This window comes from Pseudomonas furukawaii (assembly GCF_002355475.1).
Lineage (GTDB): Bacteria > Pseudomonadota > Gammaproteobacteria > Pseudomonadales > Pseudomonadaceae > Metapseudomonas > Metapseudomonas furukawaii.
Map to the genome: position 1 here is coordinate 1,790,015 of NZ_AP014862.1, position 17,844 is coordinate 1,807,858.

Here is a 17,844-nt window from a genome sequence, read left to right on the forward strand (position 1 = left end):
CATGAACATGGCGCAGACCCGCATCCCCACGCCGCGCTTGCAGCAGTGCTTCCCGGAGCGCCTGGTGACCGTCGCCGACGGTGCCCGGGTGGCCATCCGCGAGTGCGGCCAGGGCCCGGTGGTGGTGCTCCTGCACGGTATCGGCTCCGGCTCGGCGTCCTGGCTGCATTGCGCCCAGCGCCTGGCCGAGGGCAACCGCGTGATCGCCTGGGACGCCCCCGGCTACGGCCTGTCCACGCCGCTGCCGCAGGCAAGACCGAAAGCGGTCGACTACGCCGCCCGGCTGGAGGCGCTGCTGGTGGCCCTGGGCGTCGAGCGTTGCCTGCTGGTGGGGCACTCCCTGGGCGCGCTGATGGCCACCGCCTACGCCGCAGGCCAGGGCGCCCAGCGCGTCGCCCGCCTGGTGCTGATCAGCCCGGCGCGAGGCTACGGCGCCGAGGCCCTGCGGGAAACCGGGCTGCGGGTGCGCCAGCAGCGCCTGGACAACCTCGAGCGGCTGGGCATCGACGGCATGGCCAGCGAGCGCACCAGCCGGCTGCTGGGGCGCAACCCCAGCGAGGACGCCCTGGCCTGGGTGCGCTGGAACATGGCGCGGCTGAACCCGGCCGGCTACCGCCAGGCGGTGGAGCTGCTCTGCGGCGACGACCTGCTGGGCAACGGCCGGCCGGCGATGCCCTGCGAGGTGCATTGCGGCGAGGACGACGCCATCACCTCGCCGGAGGCCTGCGGCGCCATCGCCCGGGGGCTGGACGCTCCCTTCTCGCTGATCCCCGCAGCCGGCCACGCCAGCCCCATCGAACAACCCGACGTGGTCGCAGGACGCATTGGTCACGCGCAACGCCTCACTCTTGAAGGATCCGCCCATGGAAAAGCCTGACGATCAACAAGACAAGTACATAGTGCCCGGCCTGGAGCGCGGCCTGCTGCTGCTCTGCGAGTTCAGCCGGAAGAACCGCACCCTGACCGCCCCCGAGCTGGCCCGGCGCCTGAAGCTGCCGCGCTCGACGATCTTCCGGCTGCTGACGACGCTGGAAACCATGGGCTTCGTCAATCGCAACGGCAACGAGTACCGCCTGGGCATGGCCGTGCTGCGCCTGGGCTTCGAGTACCTGGCCTCGCTGGAACTCACCGAACTGGGCCAGCCGCTGCTGAACCAGCTCTGCGACGAGATCCGCTACCCCTGCAACCTGGTGGTCCGCGATGGCCGTTCCATCGTCTACGTGGCCAAGGTCTCGCCCTCGACCCTGCTCACCAGCACGGTCAACGTCGGCACCCGCCTGCCGGCCCACGCCACGGTGCTCGGCCGCATCCTGCTGCAGGACCTGTCCCTCTCCGAGCTGCGCGAGCTGTACCCGGAAGAGCACCTGGAAAGCTTCTCGCCGAACACCCCGAAGACCGTGCTGGAGCTGTTCGACCTGGTGCAGAGCGACCGCCTGCGCGGATTCGTCCAGGGCGAGGGCTTCTTCGAGTCGACCATCTCCACGGTCGCCGCGCCGGTGCGCGACCACAGCGGCCGGGTGGTGGCCGCCATGGGCGCCACCATTCCCTCGGCGCACATCGATCCGTCCCGCATCGATGGCCTGGTGAGCGCCGTGCGCCACAGCGCCGATGAGCTGTCCCACCTGCTGAACTACACCCCGGACGGCCACGACAAGGTGACCTCCATCTTCCGGAGCAAGCAGCATGAGCCTGTGTGATCTGTCCCACGCCGTGGCCGTGGTCACCGGCGGCTCCTCCGGCATCGGCCTGGCCACCGTCGAGCTGCTGCTGGAGGCCGGCGCCGCCGTGGCCTTCTGCGGCCGCAACCCGGACCGCCTGAAGAGCGCCGAGAGCAGCCTGCGCCAGCGCTTCCCCGAGGCGCGGCTGTTCGCCCAGCCTTGCGACGTGCTCGACGCCGGGCAGGTCGCCGCCTTCGCCGAGGCCAGCCAGCGGGAGCTGGGCCGGACCAGCATCCTGGTGAACAACGCCGGCCAGGGTCGCGTCTCCACCTTCGCCGACACCACCGACGAGGCCTGGACCGAGGAACTGAACCTGAAGTTCTTCTCCATCATCCACCCGGTGCGCGCCTTCCTGCCGCAACTGCAGGGCCAGCCGGACGCCGCCATCGTCTGCGTCAACTCGCTGCTGGCGAGCCAGCCGGAACCGCACATGGTGGCCACCAGCGCCGCCCGCGCCGGGGTCAAGAACCTGGTGCGCTCCATGGCCTTCGAGTTCGCCCCCCAGGGCATCCGGGTCAACGGCATCCTCATCGGCCTGGTGGAGTCCGGCCAGTGGCGCCGCCGCTTCGAGGCCCGCGAAGACCGTGACCAGGACTGGGCCCGGTGGAGCGGCGACCTGGCGCAACGCAAGCAGATTCCCCTCGGGCGCCTGGGCAAGCCGATCGAGGCGGCCCGCGCCATCGTTTTCCTCGCGTCCCCCCTGTCTGCCTACACGACGGGCAGTCACATCGATGTTTCCGGAGGTTTGTCCCGTCATGCGTAACGAAAACCAAGTCACCGTCGGCGCCGCCATCGCCGCCTTCCTCGAGCAGTGCGACGTCAAGGCCGCATTCGGCGTGATCTCCATCCACAACATGCCGATCCTCGATGCCTTCGCCATTCGCGGGAACATCCGCTTCGTCATGGCCCGTGGCGAAGCCGGCGCGGCCAACATGGCCGACGCCTACGCCCGCACCACCGGCGGCCTGGGCGTGTGCCTGACCAGCACCGGCACCGCCGCCGGCAACGCCGCCGGCGCCATGGTCGAGGCCCTGACCGCCGGCACGCCGCTGCTGCACCTCACCGGGCAGATCGAAACTCCCTACCTGGACCAGAGCCTGGCTTACATCCACGAGGCGCCGGACCAGCTGACCATGCTCAAGGCCATCTCCAAGGCGGCCTTCCGCGTGCGCAGCGTCGACACCGCCATCAGCACCATCAAGCTCGCCGTGCAGACCGCCCTGACCGCGCCCACCGGCCCGGTGAGCGTGGAAATCCCCATCGACATCCAGTCGGCGCTGATCAACATGCCGGCCGACCTGTCGCCGCTGCCGGTGCCGGTGGCCAAGCCCTCCGAGCAGGCGCTGGATGACCTCGCCGAACGCTTCGCCAAGGCCCGGCGGCCGATGCTCTGGCTCGGCGGCGGCGCCCGTCACGCCGGAGAGCAGGTCAAGCGCCTGCTGGCCATGGGCGTGGGCGTGGTCACCAGCACCCAGGGGCGCGGCATAGTCCCCGAGGACGACGAGCGTTCCCTCGGCGCCTTCAACCTGAACAAGCCCGTGGAGCAGTTCTACCAGAGCTGCGATGCCATGCTGGTGGTCGGTTCGCGCCTGCGCGGCAACGAAACCCTGAAGTACGAGCTCAAGCTCCCGCGTCCGCTCTACCGGGCCGACGCCGATGCCACGGCGGAGGGCCGCTGCTACCCCAGCGACTTCTTCGTCTGCGGCGACTCCGAACGGGTCCTCAAGGGCCTGGCCGACCGCCTGGAAGGGCGCCTGTCGGTGGACCCGGCCTTCGCCGCCGACCTGGCCGCCGCGCGCAACCAGGCCCGCGCCCAGCTGGTGGACGGCCTCGGCCCCTACGCCTCCCTGGTGGAGCAACTGCAGAACCTCGCCGGCAGCGACTTCAACTGGGTGCGCGACGTCACCGTCTCCAACAGCACCTGGGGCAACCGCCACCTGAAGATCTTCAGCCCCCGCGCCGGCGTCCACGCCCTCGGCGGCGGCATCGGCCAGGGCCTGGCCATGGGCATCGGCGCCGCCGTGGGCGCGGCGGAAACCGCTCCCGGCCGCAAGACCTTCGTGCTGGCCGGCGACGGCGGCTTCATCCTCAACCTGGGCGAGTTGGCCACCGCCGTCCAGGAGCGCGCGAACATGGTCATCGTCCTGATGAACGACCAGGGCTACGGGGTGATCAAGAACATCCAGGACGCCGCCTACGGTGGCCGTCGCTGCTACGTCGACCTGCACACCCCGGACTACGCCCAGCTCTCCGCCTCCCTTGGCCTGCGTCATGCCAGGGTCAGCGACCTGGCGAACTTCAGCACCGTGCTGGATGGCGCCCTGGCCGAGCCCGGCCCCTTCCTGCTGGAGGTGGACATGCTCTCGGTGGGCAGCTTCAAGACCATTTTCGCCGGTCCGCCGGTCAACGAAGCCAAGGCCGCCAAGGCCGCAGTCTGAGGCAGACGCCATGTTGCATATCGCCATGATCGGTTGCGGCGCCATTGGCGTCGGCGTGCTGGAACTGCTGGAAAGCGACCCGCACCTCTGCGTCGATGCGGTGATAGTGCCGGAAGCCTCCCAGCCGCTGGTCCGCCAGCGCCTGGGCGGGCTGCGCAATCCGCCGCGGGTGCTCAGCGAGCTGCCGGCCGGGGTGCGCCCCGACCTGCTGGTGGAGTGCGCCGGGCACCGGGCCATCGAGGAGCATGTGCTGCCGGCCCTGACCCAGGGGATTCCCTGCCTGGTGGTGTCGGTGGGCGCGCTCTCCGAGCCCGGGCTGGTGGAGCGCCTGGAGGCCGCCGCCGAATTCGGTGGTACCCGCATCGAGCTGCTGCCGGGTGCCATCGGTGGCATCGACGCCCTGTCGGCGGCCAAGGTGGGTGGCCTGGAGTCGGTGCGCTACACCGGCCGCAAGCCGGCCCGCGCCTGGCTCGGCACCCCCGGTGAACAGGTCTGCGACCTGGAACACCTGGAGGAAGCCCGGGTGATCTTCGAAGGCAGCGCCCGGGAAGCCGCGCGGCTCTACCCGAAGAACGCCAACGTCGCCGCCACCCTGTCCCTCGCCGGGCTGGGACTGGACCGTACCCAGGTGCGCCTGATCGCCGACCCCGAGAGCTGCGAGAACGTGCATCAGGTGGAGGCCAGCGGCGCCTTCGGCGGCTTCGAGCTGACCCTGCGCGGCAAGCCCCTGGCGGCCAACCCCAAGACTTCGGCGCTCACCGTGTTCAGCGTGGTTCGCGCGCTGGGCAACCACGCCCACGTGATTTCGATCTAGGACAACGACCGTGATTGACCTCGACCCGATCCAACCCATCTGCATCGCCGGCCAGTGGCGCCTGGGCGGTGGCGACCTCTACCACAGCCTCTACCCGGCCACCGGCGAAGCCATCGCCCGGCTCCACGCCGCCAGCCTGGAGGACGTGGAGGAGGCCATCATCGGCGCTGACCGCGCCTTCCGCGAGAGCGGCTGGGCCCAGCGCAAGCCCCACGAGCGCGCCGCCGTGCTCTATCGCATCGCCGCGCTGATCCGCGAGCGCAGCGAGGAGCTGGCCCAGTTGCAGCGCCTGGACAACGGCAAGCCGATCAAGGAAACCCGCAACCTGGTGGCCAGCGCCGCCGCCACCTTCCAGTTCTTCGCCGCCGCCTGCGAGACCCTGGAGGAGACCATCACCCCCTCCCGGGGCGATTTCGTCACCATGAGCGTCTACGAGCCCATGGGCGTGGTGGCCGCCATCACCCCCTGGAACTCGCCCATCGCCTCCGAGGCGCAGAAGCTGGCGCCGGCGCTGGCCGCCGGCAACGCCGTGGTGGTCAAGCCGGCGGAGGTCACCCCGCTGGCGGCCCTGGCGCTGGCCCGCATCTGTGACGAGGCCGGCCTGCCGAGCGGCCTGGTCAGCGTGCTGCCGGGCAAGGGATCGGTGATCGGCGATGCGCTGACCCGCCATCCCCTGGTCAAGCGGGTGTCCTTCACCGGCGGCACCAGCACCGGCAAGCACATCGCCCGTATCGCCGCCGACAAGATGATGCTGGTGTCCATGGAACTGGGGGGCAAGTCGCCCACCATGGTCCTGGCCGACGCCGACCTGGACCATGCGGTGGCCGGGGTGCTCTACGGCATCTTCAGCTCCAGCGGCGAGTCCTGCATCGCCGGTTCCCGCCTCTTCGTCGCCCGCGAGCACTACGACGAGTTCATGGAGCGCCTGGCGGCCGGCGCCGCCGCGTTGCGCGTCGGCGACCCGGCGGACGAAGGCACCCAGATGGGGCCCCTGATCACCGCCCGCCACCGCGAGTCGGTGGAGCGCTATGTCGAACTGGGCGTCGCCGAAGGCGGTCGCCTGCGCACCGGGGGCCTGCGTCCCCAGGGCGCGGCCTTCGAGCGCGGCTATTTCTACACCCCCACCATCATCGAAGGCCTCGGCAACGACGCGCGCCTGTGCCAGGAGGAGGTCTTCGGCCCGGTGCTGGTGGCCATGCCCTTCGACAGCGAAGCGGCCCTGATCGAAGAGGCCAACGACAGTTGCTACGCCCTCGCCGCCGGCATCTGGACCCGTGATTTCCAGCGGGCCTGGAAGCTGGGGCGCGCCGTGCAGGCCGGTACCGTGTGGATCAACACCTACAAGCAGTTCTCCATTGCCACCCCCTTCGGCGGCTGGCGCGACAGCGGCCTGGGCCGCGAGAAGGGCCGCCTGGGGATCCTCCAGTACATGGAGCAGAAGAGCCTCTACTGGGGCCTGAACGAACAACCGCTGGCCTGGGCCGGCGGCCACTGACGAGGAAGACGCCATGAGCGTATTGGGAATCGACGAAATCACCTACGGCGTGGAAGACCTGGCCACCAGCGCGCGCTTCTTCGCCGATTGGGGCCTGAAGGAAGTGGCGGCGAGCCACGACGAGGTCGTCTTCGAGAGCCTGAACGGCTGCCGCGTGATCCTGGCCCACCTGGACAAGCCCGGCCTGCCGCCGGCCATCGAGGCGGGCTCCACCCTGCGGGAAGTGGTCTGGGGCGTGGAAAGCGAGGCGGACCTCAAGCGCTACGCCGAGCGTATCGCCCGCGACCCCGGCTTCATCGAGGGCGAGGGCCGCATCGGCTGCCTGGACCCCAACGGCCTGGCGGTGCGCTTCCAGGTCACCCGCAAGCGCGATATCCAGGTGCCGTGCGGCCAGTCCAACACCTGGCAGTTCAAGGGCCGGATCAACCAGGCCAGCCCCATCTACGAGCGCGCCCAGCCCATCGAAGTCGGGCATGTGGTGTTCTTCGTCAAGGACGTCAACGCCTGCGAGCGGTTCTACAGCGAGCGCTTCGGCTTCGTCTGCTCCGACCGCTACCCGGACCGGGGCGCCTTCATGCGCTGCGCGGAGGAGGGCGGCCACCACGACCTCTTCATGCTGCAACTGCCCCAGCCGCGCGCCGGCCTCAACCACGTGGCCTTCACCGTGCGTGACATCCACGAGGTCTTCGGTGGCGGCATGCACATCTCCCGCTGCGGCTGGGATACCGAGATCGGCCCGGGACGGCATCCCGTGTCCTCCGCCTACTTCTGGTACTTCCGCAACCCGGCGGGCGCCCTGGTGGAGTACTACGCCGACGAGGACCAGCTCACCGGCGAGTGGCAGGCGCGGACCTTCGAGCCCGGCCCCACCGTCTTCGCCGAGTGGGCCATCGCCGGCGGCCTGGACGGCAACACCCGGCGGCAGAAGAACGTCGAGGCGCCCCAGGGCAAGTTCCTCACCGACAAACCCAAGGGCTGAGGCCATGAGCGAAACCATGCTGCTGACCCTGCTGCTCCGGCACGACCCGTCGAAGAACCTCGACGCCATCCAGGGCCACATGAAGGCCATGGACTGGTGGGAGCGCTTCCCCGGCGAAGGCGTTGAGATCGTCTCCTGGACGGTCGCCATGGGCCTGGGGCAGATCGTCACGCTGCGCCTGCCGCCGGCCCTGCTGCCGCGCATCAACGTTGAACTGGAGCGCTCCGCCTGGGGCGTCTTCCGTACCGAGTGCTACCCCACCTACGACTTCGTCCCGGTTCGCGAAACCATTCGCGAGCGGGTCCGCAATGGAGGCCAATGACATGCAAGACCGTTACCTCGAACCCCACCAGGCCCGTAGCCGCGAGCCGAACGCCTTCGAAGACCTGCTCGGCGATTCCATCGAGCGCGCCTACGCGGCCGGCCTGCACGACCTGCCGGGCCTGCTGGGCTACCTCAACCAGGCCGGCCCCACCTGCCCTGGTGGCGGTCCCTGGACCGAAGAGGCCTACACCACCCTGATGGCCCGCCTGGGCGAGTGAATTCCCTCCAAGAGGAAAGCGATATGAGCACCCTGGACCCTGTTGAACACCTCCTGGCCAATGGCCTGAAGAACCTCTGGTACCCCATCTGCCCGGTCGGCTTCATCGCCGACAGGCCGGTCTCCCTGCGTCGCCTGGGCTACAAGCTGGCCCTCTGGCGCGACACCGACGGCACCTTGCATGCCCTCGAAGACCATTGCCCGCACCGGGGGGCGCCGCTGTCCCGCGGGGTGAACCTCGGCGACCGCCTGCAGTGCCCCTACCACGGCGTGGAAGTGCGCTGCGACGGCGTCACCACCCGCGTGCCCGGCAGCCCCGGCTGCAAGCTGGAAGGCAGCCAGGCGACCCGTTACTTCCATGTCACCGAGGCCGCCGGCGCGGTGTGGCTGTACAACTCGGCGCAGAACGTCGAGGAGGCGCCGCCCCTGGTGCTGCCGGAGCAGCTCACCGACCCGGCCTTCTCCCATTTCCTCTGCTACGCCGAGTGGCGCGGTGACTACCGCTACGTGCTGGACAACGTCATGGACCCCATGCACGGCACCTACCTGCACAAGCAGTCCCACTCCATGTCCGAAGGCGAGAGTCAGGCGAAGTTCGTCACCCGCGACACCGACACCGGTTTCATCTTCGAGAAGGACGGCCAGCGCGGGGTGAACTTCGACTGGACCGAATGGGCCGACACCGGCGTGCACTGGATGCGCCTGGAGATTCCCTATCCCAAGACCGGCGGCCCGGGCGGTAATTTCCACATCGTCGGCAGCTACACGCCCATCAGTCGCGAGCTCTCGGCCGTGTTCCACTGGCGTTGCCGGGCACTGACCGGCTGGCAGCGCGATACCTGGCGCTTCCTCTACAAGAACCGCCTGGAAGCCCGCCACTGGGCGGTGCTGGAACAGGACCGGGAAATGCTCGAGTTCATGGAGCCGGACGCCAACCAGCGGGAGAACCTCTACCAGCACGACCTGGGCCTGGTGCGCCTGCGCCGGCACATGAAGAACCTGGCCAAGGCCCAGCTCGAGCTGATCGAGGCCAGGCAGCTATGACCCCGGTCCGCCGCATCCGCACCGACGCCGTCCCCGAGCCGGCCAGCGCCAGCTGGTCCAACGCCCTGCTGGTGGGCCGGGAGCTGGTGATGTCCGGGATGACCGGGCACGCCGCGACCCGCCTGGCGGCGGAGCGGGGCGAGCCCCTGGACGCCCATGCCCAGACCCTGCTGGTGCTGGGCAAGGTGAAGGCGTTGCTGGAAGCGGCGAGCGGCCATATCGGCAACATCTACAAGCTCAACATCTACGTCACCCGCATCGACGACAAGGACGCGGTCGGGCGCGCGCGGCGCGACTTCTTCACCGGCCAGGACCACTTCCCGGCCTCCACCCTGGTGGAGGTGAGCGGGCTGGTGTTCCCGGAACTGCGGGTGGAAGTCGACGCCTGGGCGCGCCTGGACATTGATCTGACCCGCTGCGACGAAGCCTGAAACAGAGGTAGCACATGACTCACAACAACACGGTAACGGCCTTCGTCCACACGCTGCGCTTCGAGGCGGAAGGCATCATCAGCGTGGAGCTGCGCCCCCAGGGCGACCAGGTGTTCGCACCCTTCACCCCCGGCTCCCACATCGACCTGCACCTGGGCAATGGCCTGGTGCGCAGCTACTCGCTGTTCAACTCGCCGGAGGACAGTGGCCGCTATGTGGTGGGCATCCTCCGCGACCGCAACAGCCGGGGCGGCTCGGCCTACGTGCACCAGAACCTGCGGGTGGGCATGCCGCTGACCATTTCCCTGCCGCGCAACCACTTCCAGCTGGACGAGGGCGCCGGGCACACGGTGCTGGTGGCCGGCGGCATCGGCGTCACCCCCATCTACTGCATGTTCAACCGCCTGCGCGCCCTGGGCCGCTCGGTGGAACTGCTCTACTGCGCCCGTTCGCGCAAGGAGGCCGCCTTCGTGGCCGAGCTGGCCGCCGTCACCGACGTACCGGTGAAGCTGCACTTCGACGATGAGCAGGGCGGGCCCATCGACCTGCGGGCCTTCCTCGCCGAACGCCCCTCCAGTGCGCACTTCTATTGCTGCGGCCCGACGCCGATGATCGAGGCCTTCGAGAACCTCTGCGAAAGCCTCGGCCACGGCAATGTCCATGTCGAGCGATTCGCCGCCGCGCCCCAGGCCCCGACTGCGCCCCAGGGCAGCTACGAGGTGCAGCTGGCGCGTTCGGCCAAGGTCATCGAAGTGCCCAGCGGAAAGTCCCTGCTGGATGCCCTGCTGGAGTCGGGGATCGAAGTGGACTGCAGCTGCCGCGAGGGCGTCTGCGGTGCCTGCGAGACGGCGGTGCTGGAAGGCGAGCCGGACCATCGCGACGGCGTCCTGACCAAGGCCGAGAAAGCGGCCAACCGGACCATGATGGTCTGCGTTTCCGGCTGCAAGGGTTCACGCCTGGTGCTGGACCTCTAGTTCCCCCGAGTGCTCCTTTGCTCATCCCTTCGCCGGCGCTCGTGACGCCGGCTTTTTTTTGGTTCATCGCGGATAATCGGGGAATTCCTGTTCACACTGGATCGGCGATTGTGCGTGGCGCCCTGACCAACTCCCAGTCTGCGGATACCACCCTCTCCCCCGCCCCTCTCCCAGAAGAGGAGAGGGGTGACTCGCGCCGGCAGGGGACAAGTCATCCTGCTGCCCAAACCGATCTGAAACCAGGCGAAGAAGATGACGCCGCGCGAAGTGCCCCGTCAGGAGGCCGAGCGGATTCGTCGTGCAGGGGGACGAGCGGCATGGATGCCGCGAGAGGCGTGTGGGGCCATGGATGGCCCCTCGCGCCGTTCCCCCGGAGCGACGATGCAGCGAGGGGACCCGGCGAAGCCGGGCCGGATGCAGGGGCAAGCCCTTTGGTTCCTTTCGGCGATTGAGAATCGGCATAGGGGGCGGCCATCGGGCCGCGCCCCTGCCACACCACCCGGCATGCGGGTCCGCACCGGGCGGTTCGAGAAGTTGAGGTCAGCAGAGTCGAGGTAGACCCAACCGGTCGAACCACGCCACCGTGAGCACTCCATGGATCAGACCGACACTGTTGTGCCAGAACCTGTGGCTGTTGCCGGCTATCGCCGCTGCCAGATCAGGCCATGCTCCAAGTTTGCGCAGTTCACGGTACGTTCTCCGTCCGGTTTTCCATTGTTTGAGCTGGATGGCCCTGAGTCGTCGGCGTATCCACTCATCAAAACCCCGCCAACGACGAGGGGTTTGCGATAGACCGAAGTACGCTTTCCAACCCAGTAGGTAAGGCCTCAGGCTTTCCACCACTTGCGACACACTTCGGCCTCCGTTTCGAGACGTCAGCTGTCGGATGCGGCTTTTGAACCGCTGCAGTGCTTGGCTGGCCACCCCGCGTTTGATCTCGCCTTGAGCCGACAGCCAAAAGCTGTAGCCCAGGAACTTGCGGCCAAACGCACTGGCAATCGCGCTCTTGCGTTCGTTCACTTGCAGCCTGAGTCGATCATAAAGGCGACGGAGCACTGCCATTACCCGCTGACCGGCCTTGAGGCTGCGTACGTAAACATTCGCGTCGTCCGCGTACCTGACGAAGCAATGGCCTCGTCGCTCCAACTCTTTGTCCACCTCATCCAGCAATACATTGGCCAGCAGTGGTGAAAGGGGGCCGCCTTGCGGTGTCCCTCGTTCACTGGCCACCACCACGCCGTCGATCAACGTCCCGCTGTTCAGGTAGGCCCGGACCAGACGCAGAACGCCTCGGTCGGTCACCTTTCTGCTCAGTCGAGCGATCAACAGGTCATGGTCGACGCGATCGAAAAACTGCTCCAGATCGACGTCCACCAGGATGTTCCGCCCCGAGTGAATGTATCGCTGCGCTGCCAGTACCGCTTGGTGAGCGCTGCGACCGGGACGAAAGCCGTAGCTATGATCACTGAACCCTGGGTCCAGCAACGGCTGCAGAATCTGTAGCAGCGCCTGCTGGATCAGCCTGTCCGTCACCGTCGGGATGCCCAGCTTGCGCTCGCCACCCTCCGGCTTGGGGATCAGGACTCTACGCACCGGACTTGGCCGATACGTCCCGGCCAGCAACTGTGCCCGTATCGCGGGCCAGGCCGTTTTCAGATGCTCGACCGTCTCATCGATCCCAAGACCGTCGACGCCCGCAACACCTTTATTAGCCCGAACGCGCTTGAGCGCCAGTTGCAGGTTCTCTCTTGTCAGGACTTCTTGCAGAAGCCCTGACCCCGTGTGGTTCTGGTCATGGCGCGGACAGCCGGCTTCATCGCTGGACGCCCCGCGTCGGGCTTCACCCGTTGCAGCTCCGTCCCGCCCCGGTTTCCCGGGCATCTGATGCAAGGCCTGCTGTATCGCCATGGTGAACCTCACTCCTTCTCGTTCGGCCCTTCGCTGCAGCGCAACTACTACGGCCTCTGCTGACTTCTCGCTCCAACTTACGTCGTTGCCCTTTCAGGCATAAGGCGAGATCTCCCCAGGTAAGAACGCCATCCTTCACCGCACAACCGCTGCATTTACGTCACCGGGCTTTGGCCACAAGAGCTTCGCAGTACCTTGGCTGCTCGCCCTGTCCGGTAACGCCTCAGATGCAGTTCGTGTACCTCGGCTCGCGGTTTACGCTCCACGCTTCCTCCCCACACTCAGTCGCCTTCATGCAGTTGCGCTTCACTTCATTCGCTGTGGCCAGCTCAAGAGAGGACTTTCACCTCTAGGATGGCGCCCATGCTGGGCGCACAAGGGACTCGCCCGGGAGGGCGAAACAGCAACTCGCAGCCTGCGCGGAAATGAGCCGAGCCCCCACAAAACCTGACACCGGTTCGACAATCCGGCTTGAGCAAGTCCCTTCCCCGATAATCTGCGAAGAACCTTTTTTGTCCGTGGAAAATGCACTAATCATCTAGTCCGGATAAGCGGAATGGATGAAGTTGGCTGAGGGAAGTTACAGCTTCACTCGGTCCATCCTTGTAAAAATCAAGGACCACCCATTCAGGTTTTCCTGATGAAACGACAGAACTCCCCTGAAAGTGTCACTGTGAGTATTTCTCGCACACACTTTGTGCGTTTTCGTTACCCCCGGAAAGTCAGGTTTCAAGGGCGGTACAAAAGTCCCTGTTCTATATATAAACAACTGAAAGTAAAGACTTTTTCATAAAATAACGCGCTGGCTGTCCAGTGGCATGATTCATGCTCAAAACAGCGTATCGCAGATGAAACGAAATGCGATGGAGACTGGCTGTTCGGCAGCGCTGCCGGGTAACAGCCGAACTGGCCGATGGAGAGGCCGAAAAAACAATTAACGAGCAATAAGCGAAGCGCCTGAAATAGTCCGGTTTTGCAACTTTAAAGTTGCCTGGAAAGTTCGGGTGGCGGGCTTTGTTTGCTCAAGAAACTCTGCCTTAGCGAACTTGCAGATGAGGTCGTAATGAACAAGTACCTGCTGTCCCTTGGTCTCGCGCTGTCCACCGCTTCCGCCATGGCCGACCAGTCCGCCGGCCCGGCATCGCCCGTCGCCAAACCGGCCAAGGCGTTCCCCCATATCAGCCTGAGCAGCGATGACGGGCAGAGCACCCTGGATATCGGCGGCGCGCTGCGGATGAACTATCGCCACGAGGATTGGGACACCACCGAGAACAATGGCCGTTTCCTCTTCGATACCTTCCGCCTCGACGTGCAGGCCACCCACAAGAATCTCTTCTCCGATATCGGCTACTGGTTCCAGGACGATGGCAAGCGTTCCATCGACCGTGGCTTCGTCGGCTACCGGTTCAGCGACACCTCCAGCCTGCAGCTGGGTGCGCCCTTCAAGCCCTTCGGCCTGGAGCCTTACCCGCAGTTCGGCTGGAGCTACCACATCCCCTTCTTCCTCGGTTACGGGGTCAGCGCCGGGGCGGGTGCCAAGTACGTCTACAAGGATGCCGACTGGCACGTCCAGGCGGGCTATTTCCCGCGCATGCTGCCCAGCGATCTCCGCTACTCGCCGGAGGTGGGGCGATTCGCGGACCTGGATGACAACGCCATCCCCTTCATCCACGGACGCCAGGACAACGAAAAGCGCGACCAGGTGAACCTGCGGGTGGCACGCAACTTCGCCGGGGACGGCTGGAAGACCGAGGTGGGCGCCTCCCTGGCCGCCGCGCGCCTGCACAACGCCACCACCGACGACGATGGCGATTACTGGGCCGGCGGCCTGCACGCGGTGTTCAACACCGGCAACTGGACCGTCACCACCCAGGGCATCCGTTACGAGTTCGATCCGAAGAACCCCGACGGGGTCAGCGACGACGCCATCCTCATGGGGGCCAATGGCCTGACGCCGGCGTACCTCATCGCCTCCAAGGCCTCGGTGCTGTCCTTCAACGTCGGCTACGACGTGCCGACGCCGAACATGGGGATGCTCAAGAAGCTGCGCTTCTACAACGACTACAGCCGCATGTTCAAGGACAAGAGCGGCTGGGACGACTCGCAGATGTTCACCGCCGGCGTGCAGTTCATCGCCATGCCGATCATGGGCTGGCTGGACTTCACCTGGGGCCGCAACGCCAACCCCTACGGCGGCGCTGAAAGCGGTACCGGCTTCACCAGCGCCACCTCGTCCCGCAGCAACGAGTGGATATTCCGTACCAACCTGAATGTCGGTTACTACTTCTGAGGGGATGTAGGCGCCGGACCCGGAAGGACAGGGGCTGTGCACCGGACTGGCAGTGCGCGGTCGGGGGCCTGAGGTTTGTGGTTCAGCTCATTGCCGAGTGGGCTTCAGGTCTCTTTTTCGCCCCCCCCGGGCGAGCTCCTTGTGCGCCCAGCATGGGCGCCATCCTAGAGGTGAAAGTCCTCTCTTGAGCTGGCCACAGCGAATGAAGTGAAGCGCAACTGCATGAAGGCGACTGAGTGTGGGGAGGAAGCGTGGAGCGTAAACCGCGAGCCGAGGTACACGAACTGCATCTGAGGCGTTACCGGACAGGGCGAGCAGCCAAGGTACTGCGAAGCTCTTGTGGCCAAAGCCCGGTGACGTAAATGCAGCGGTTGTGCGGTGAAGGATGGCGTTCTTACCTGGGGAGATCTCGCCTTATGCCTGAAAGGGCAACGACGTAAGTTGGAGCGAGAAGTCAGCAGAGGCCGTAGTAGTTGCGCTGCAGCGAAGGGCCGAACGAGAAGGAGTGAGGTTCACCATGGCGATACAGCAGGCCTTGCATCAGATGCCCGGGAAACCGGGGCGGGACGGAGCTGCAACGGGTGAAGCCCGACGCGGGGCGTCCAGCGATGAAGCCGGCTGTCCGCGCCATGACCAGAACCACACGGGGTCAGGGCTTCTGCAAGAAGTCCTGACAAGAGAGAACCTGCAACTGGCGCTCAAGCGCGTTCGGGCTAATAAAGGTGTTGCGGGCGTCGACGGTCTTGGGATCGATGAGACGGTCGAGCATCTGAAAACGGCCTGGCCCGCGATACGGGCACAGTTGCTGGCCGGGACGTATCGGCCAAGTCCGGTGCGTAGAGTCCTGATCCCCAAGCCGGAGGGTGGCGAGCGCAAGCTGGGCATCCCGACGGTGACGGACAGGCTGATCCAGCAGGCGCTGCTACAGATTCTGCAGCCGTTGCTGGACCCAGGGTTCAGTGATCATAGCTACGGCTTTCGTCCCGGTCGCAGCGCTCACCAAGCGGTACTGGCAGCGCAGCGATACATTCACTCGGGGCGGAACATCCTGGTGGACGTCGATCTGGAGCAGTTTTTCGATCGCGTCGACCATGACCTGTTGATCGCTCGACTGAGCAGAAAGGTGACCGACCGAGGCGTTCTGCGTCTGGTCCGGGCCTACCTGAACAGCGGGACGTTGATCGACGGCGTGGTGGTGGCCAGTGAACGAGGGACACCGCAAGGCGGCCCCCTTTCACCACTGCTGGCCAATGTATTGCTGGATGAGGTGGACAAAGAGTTGGAGCGACGAGGCCATTGCTTCGTCAGGTACGCGGACGACGCGAATGTTTACGTACGCAGCCTCAAGGCCGGTCAGCGGGTAATGGCAGTGCTCCGTCGCCTTTATGATCGACTCAGGCTGCAAGTGAACGAACGCAAGAGCGCGATTGCCAGTGCGTTTGGCCGCAAGTTCCTGGGCTACAGCTTTTGGCTGTCGGCTCAAGGCGAGATCAAACGCGGGGTGGCCAGCCAAGCACTGCAGCGGTTCAAAAGCCGCATCCGACAGCTGACGTCTCGAAACGGAGGCCGAAGTGTGTCGCAAGTGGTGGAAAGCCTGAGGCCTTACCTACTGGGTTGGAAAGCGTACTTCGGTCTATCGCAAACCCCTCGTCGTTGGCGGGGTTTTGATGAGTGGATACGCCGACGACTCAGGGCCATCCAGCTCAAACAATGGAAAACCGGACGGAGAACGTACCGTGAACTGCGCAAACTTGGAGCATGGCCTGATCTGGCAGCGGCGATAGCCGGCAACAGCCACAGGTTCTGGCACAACAGTGTCGGTCTGATCCATGGAGTGCTCACGGTGGCGTGGTTCGACCGGTTGGGTCTACCTCGACTCTGCTGACCTCAACTTCTCGAACCGCCCGGTGCGGACCCGCATGCCGGGTGGTGTGGCAGGGGCGCGGCCCGATGGCCGCCCCCTATGCCGATTGGCAGTCGTTCCAAAGGAGCCAAAGAACTTGCCCCTGCATCCGGGTCCGGCCGAGCCGGACTGCCCTCGCTCCATCGTTGCGCCGGGGGCACGGCGTGAAGGGCCATCCATGGCCCAGCACGCCTCTCGCGGCATCCATGCCGCTCATCCCCCTCTGCAACGATTCCACTCGGCCTCCTGAAGGGGCGGTCCTGCTGCCCCACCGGATGCACAGGCATTCGGGTTCGTCGCAGGCATCCGGATCGCTAGGCGCGGCCGGCCCGACTCACCCTTTAACCCCAGGGAAAGGCGTGGTGAGGGATGCGTCAGGTCCGCAGTTGGTCAGGTGCGGATTCATACCGGATTGCCAGCACGAGGTCGCCTTGCGCCGGCCCAAACAAAAGGTTCTTCGCAGATTATCGGGGAAGGGACTTGCTCAAGCCGGATTGTCAGAACGGTGTCAGGTTTTGTGGGGGCTCGGCTCATTTCCGCGCAGGCTGCGAGTTGCTGTTTCGCCCTCCCGGTCGAGTCCCTTTCTCAATCGCCGAAAGGAACCAAAGGGCTTGCCCCTGCATCCGGCCCGGCTTCGCCGGGTCCCCTCGCTGCATCGCCGCTCCGGGGCACGGCGCGAGGGGCCATCCATGGCCCCGCACGCCTCTCGCAGCATCCATGCCGCTCGTCACCCTGCGCGACGACTCCGCTCGGCCTCCTGACGGGGCACTTCGCGCGGCGTCATCGTCTTCGCCCGGTTTCAGATCGGTTTCGGCAGCAGGATGACTTGTCCCCTGCCGGCGCGAGTCACCCCTCTCCTCTTCTGGGAGAGGGGCGGGGGAGAGGGCGGTATCCGCAGACTGGGAGTTGGTCAGGGCGCCACGCAAAATCGCCAATCCAGTGTGAACAGGATTTCCCCGATAATCCGCGATGAACCAAACAAAAAGCCCCGCGGCGTGGCGGGGCTTTTCCAGTGGCTTCGATCAGAGGTCGAAGTCGTAGTCGTTCAGCTGCTTCTGCAGGCGTCGTTCTTCGAGGTAGTTGTCGATGATGCGGCGCTTGGTCAGGTTGGTCTTCGCGTTCTCTACCGGGGCATCCGACTCTTCGCCGTCGTCGGCGACGAATTCATCTTCGATCTCGATCTCGTCTTTGGCGGTGCTCATAAGGTCACTCCACAATGCGGGGCGCTATTGGCGCACCTTATAGCGACAAAGCCAGGGGCGGTAAAAAAGATTTTTTCAATCGGATACTTGAGCGATTCAATAGGTTA

General features: G+C 65.9%; 16 protein-coding genes. 14 read left to right on the forward strand and 2 right to left on the reverse strand.

The annotated features are described in order from the left end of the window. Position 1 precedes the first annotated feature (1 nt). From KF707C_RS08390 to KF707C_RS08445, 12 genes are read left to right on the forward strand one after another with little or no spacing between them, the layout of a single operon-like run. On the forward strand, positions 2-877 hold the full coding sequence (locus tag KF707C_RS08390) for an alpha/beta fold hydrolase (protein WP_003452766.1): 876 nt from the start codon (positions 2-4) through the stop codon (positions 875-877). Further along, a complete protein-coding gene (locus KF707C_RS08395) occupies positions 864-1,697 on the forward strand; it encodes an IclR family transcriptional regulator (protein ID WP_003452765.1) in 834 nt (277 codons plus the stop codon). Before KF707C_RS08390 ends, KF707C_RS08395 begins: the two co-directional genes overlap by 14 nt. After that, on the forward strand, positions 1,684-2,481 hold the full coding sequence (locus KF707C_RS08400) for an SDR family oxidoreductase (protein ID WP_003452763.1): 798 nt from the start codon (positions 1,684-1,686) through the stop codon (positions 2,479-2,481). The genes KF707C_RS08395 and KF707C_RS08400 overlap by 14 nt, the downstream gene beginning before the upstream one ends. Further along, the gene (locus KF707C_RS08405) at positions 2,474-4,156 is read left to right on the forward strand and encodes a thiamine pyrophosphate-binding protein (protein ID WP_003452760.1); all 1,683 of its coding nucleotides are present in this window, start codon (positions 2,474-2,476) and stop codon (positions 4,154-4,156) included. The genes KF707C_RS08400 and KF707C_RS08405 overlap by 8 nt, the downstream gene beginning before the upstream one ends. A 10-nt stretch (positions 4,157-4,166) precedes the next feature. Next, positions 4,167-4,970 (forward strand): aspartate dehydrogenase, encoded by an 804-nt coding sequence (locus KF707C_RS08410; protein WP_003452759.1) that lies wholly within the window; start codon positions 4,167-4,169, stop codon positions 4,968-4,970. Between the two features lie 10 nt (positions 4,971-4,980). Continuing rightward, the gene (locus KF707C_RS08415) at positions 4,981-6,465 is read left to right on the forward strand and encodes an aldehyde dehydrogenase (protein ID WP_003452757.1); all 1,485 of its coding nucleotides are present in this window, start codon (positions 4,981-4,983) and stop codon (positions 6,463-6,465) included. 13 nt (positions 6,466-6,478) lie between these two features. Next, positions 6,479-7,444 carry a VOC family protein gene (locus tag KF707C_RS08420; RefSeq protein WP_003452754.1) on the forward strand — a complete coding sequence of 322 codons (966 nt, stop codon included), beginning with the start codon at positions 6,479-6,481 and terminating at the stop codon, positions 7,442-7,444. A gap of 4 nt (positions 7,445-7,448) precedes the next feature. Then, entirely contained in the window at positions 7,449-7,766 is a 318-nt protein-coding gene (locus KF707C_RS08425; RefSeq protein ID WP_003452752.1) for a hypothetical protein, read from the forward strand. A gap of 1 nt (position 7,767) precedes the next feature. Beyond that, on the forward strand, positions 7,768-7,986 hold the full coding sequence (locus KF707C_RS08430) for a recombinase-like helix-turn-helix domain-containing protein (protein WP_003452749.1): 219 nt from the start codon (positions 7,768-7,770) through the stop codon (positions 7,984-7,986). 23 nt (positions 7,987-8,009) lie between these two features. Continuing rightward, positions 8,010-9,029 (forward strand): aromatic ring-hydroxylating oxygenase subunit alpha, encoded by a 1,020-nt coding sequence (locus KF707C_RS08435; protein ID WP_003452747.1) that lies wholly within the window; start codon positions 8,010-8,012, stop codon positions 9,027-9,029. Continuing rightward, entirely contained in the window at positions 9,026-9,460 is a 435-nt protein-coding gene (locus tag KF707C_RS08440; protein ID WP_003452744.1) for a RidA family protein, read from the forward strand. The genes KF707C_RS08435 and KF707C_RS08440 overlap by 4 nt, the downstream gene beginning before the upstream one ends. Before the next feature lie 14 nt (positions 9,461-9,474). After that, entirely contained in the window at positions 9,475-10,434 is a 960-nt protein-coding gene (locus tag KF707C_RS08445; RefSeq protein WP_003452740.1) for a PDR/VanB family oxidoreductase, read from the forward strand. A gap of 540 nt (positions 10,435-10,974) precedes the next feature. On the opposite strand, the gene ltrA (KF707C_RS08450) is transcribed toward KF707C_RS08445, so the two are convergent. Beyond that, a complete protein-coding gene (ltrA, locus tag KF707C_RS08450; protein WP_003453656.1) occupies positions 10,975-12,342 on the reverse strand; it encodes a group II intron reverse transcriptase/maturase in 1,368 nt (455 codons plus the stop codon). Positions 12,343-13,405: 1,063 nt separating this feature from the next. Here ltrA (KF707C_RS08450) and KF707C_RS08460 point away from each other — a divergent pair. Both KF707C_RS08460 and ltrA (KF707C_RS08470) read left to right on the forward strand, forming a co-directional pair. Beyond that, a complete protein-coding gene (locus tag KF707C_RS08460) occupies positions 13,406-14,632 on the forward strand; it encodes a hypothetical protein (RefSeq protein ID WP_003453657.1) in 1,227 nt (408 codons plus the stop codon). A gap of 517 nt (positions 14,633-15,149) precedes the next feature. Beyond that, a complete protein-coding gene (gene ltrA / locus KF707C_RS08470; RefSeq protein ID WP_003453656.1) occupies positions 15,150-16,517 on the forward strand; it encodes a group II intron reverse transcriptase/maturase in 1,368 nt (455 codons plus the stop codon). A 1,040-nt stretch (positions 16,518-17,557) separates the two neighbouring features. Here ltrA (KF707C_RS08470) and KF707C_RS08480 read toward each other — a convergent pair. Then, a complete protein-coding gene (locus KF707C_RS08480) occupies positions 17,558-17,737 on the reverse strand; it encodes a PA3496 family putative envelope integrity protein (protein WP_003452644.1) in 180 nt (59 codons plus the stop codon). Positions 17,738-17,844 lie beyond the last annotated feature (107 nt).

What these genes read in the sequence shown, in the direction of transcription:
- KF707C_RS08390 (WP_003452766.1), top strand. Translation starts at nt 2, where the DNA reads ATGAACATGGCGCAGACCCGCATCCCCACGCCGCGCTTGCAGCAGTGC.
- KF707C_RS08395 (WP_003452765.1), top strand. Translation starts at nt 864, where the DNA reads ATGGAAAAGCCTGACGATCAACAAGACAAGTACATAGTGCCCGGCCTG.
- KF707C_RS08400 (WP_003452763.1), top strand. Translation starts at nt 1,684, where the DNA reads ATGAGCCTGTGTGATCTGTCCCACGCCGTGGCCGTGGTCACCGGCGGC.
- KF707C_RS08405 (WP_003452760.1), top strand. Translation starts at nt 2,474, where the DNA reads ATGCGTAACGAAAACCAAGTCACCGTCGGCGCCGCCATCGCCGCCTTC.
- KF707C_RS08410 (WP_003452759.1), top strand. Translation starts at nt 4,167, where the DNA reads ATGTTGCATATCGCCATGATCGGTTGCGGCGCCATTGGCGTCGGCGTG.
- KF707C_RS08420 (WP_003452754.1), top strand. Translation starts at nt 6,479, where the DNA reads ATGAGCGTATTGGGAATCGACGAAATCACCTACGGCGTGGAAGACCTG.
- KF707C_RS08425 (WP_003452752.1), top strand. Translation starts at nt 7,449, where the DNA reads ATGAGCGAAACCATGCTGCTGACCCTGCTGCTCCGGCACGACCCGTCG.
- KF707C_RS08430 (WP_003452749.1), top strand. Translation starts at nt 7,768, where the DNA reads ATGCAAGACCGTTACCTCGAACCCCACCAGGCCCGTAGCCGCGAGCCG.
- KF707C_RS08435 (WP_003452747.1), top strand. Translation starts at nt 8,010, where the DNA reads ATGAGCACCCTGGACCCTGTTGAACACCTCCTGGCCAATGGCCTGAAG.
- KF707C_RS08440 (WP_003452744.1), top strand. Translation starts at nt 9,026, where the DNA reads ATGACCCCGGTCCGCCGCATCCGCACCGACGCCGTCCCCGAGCCGGCC.
- KF707C_RS08445 (WP_003452740.1), top strand. Translation starts at nt 9,475, where the DNA reads ATGACTCACAACAACACGGTAACGGCCTTCGTCCACACGCTGCGCTTC.
- ltrA (WP_003453656.1), bottom strand. Translation starts at nt 12,342, where the DNA reads ATGGCGATACAGCAGGCCTTGCATCAGATGCCCGGGAAACCGGGGCGG.
- KF707C_RS08460 (WP_003453657.1), top strand. Translation starts at nt 13,406, where the DNA reads ATGAACAAGTACCTGCTGTCCCTTGGTCTCGCGCTGTCCACCGCTTCC.
- ltrA (WP_003453656.1), top strand. Translation starts at nt 15,150, where the DNA reads ATGGCGATACAGCAGGCCTTGCATCAGATGCCCGGGAAACCGGGGCGG.
- KF707C_RS08480 (WP_003452644.1), bottom strand. Translation starts at nt 17,737, where the DNA reads ATGAGCACCGCCAAAGACGAGATCGAGATCGAAGATGAATTCGTCGCC.